Annotated in this window: 1 protein-coding gene; it reads right to left on the bottom strand. The window is 57.6% G+C overall.

The genetic code is table 11. The annotated features are described in order from the left end of the window. Positions 1-672, bottom strand: a 672-nt coding sequence (locus F3J45_RS29620) for an immunoglobulin-like domain-containing protein (protein WP_205300754.1), incomplete at both ends; no start/stop codon positions are given.

Here is a 672-nt window from a genome sequence, read left to right on the forward strand (position 1 = left end):
TGTTATCGATGGTGTCTTCGACAGTCGCGGTATTGGTCGCGCCAGTCAGGTCCACGCCTTCGTAGTTACCGCCGTTAACAGCGGTGACGGTGGCAGTCACGGTCGAAGCATCTTTGTAGACGTCTTCGACGTTGGTGTTCGGAACTTGCAGGGTGCCTTTACCGTCCGCATCGACGTTCACGGTGTAGATAGTGCCGCCGACATCCACGGTCAGGGTGGTTGCACCCTGCGGCTTATTGCTCAGCTGGAAGTTGAAGGTGACGTTTTCGTCGCCTTCTTTCGCCGGCAGCGAGCTGACGGCCACGGTGGTGTTGTCGATGGTGTCTTCGACAGTGGCGGTATTGGTCGCGCCAGTCAGGTCCACGCCTTCGTAGTTGCCGCCATTCACAGCGGTGACGGTGGCAGTGACAGTCGAAGCGTCTTTATAGACATCTTCAACGTTGGTGTTCGGAACTTGCAGGGTGCCTTTACCGTCCGCATCCACTGTAACGGTGTAGATGGTGCCGCCGACATCGACGGTCAGGGTGGTCGCGCCCTGCGGTTTGTTGCTCAGCTGGAAGTTGAAGGTGACGTTTTCATCGCCTTCTTTCGCTGGCAGCGAGCTGACGGCCACAGTGGTGTTGTCGATAGTGTCTTCGACAGTCGCGGTATTGGTCGCGCCAGTCAGATCCA

The organism is Pantoea sp. Ap-967, assembly GCF_011752565.1.
In the GTDB taxonomy this organism is placed as follows: Bacteria; Pseudomonadota; Gammaproteobacteria; order Pseudomonadales; family Pseudomonadaceae; genus Aquipseudomonas.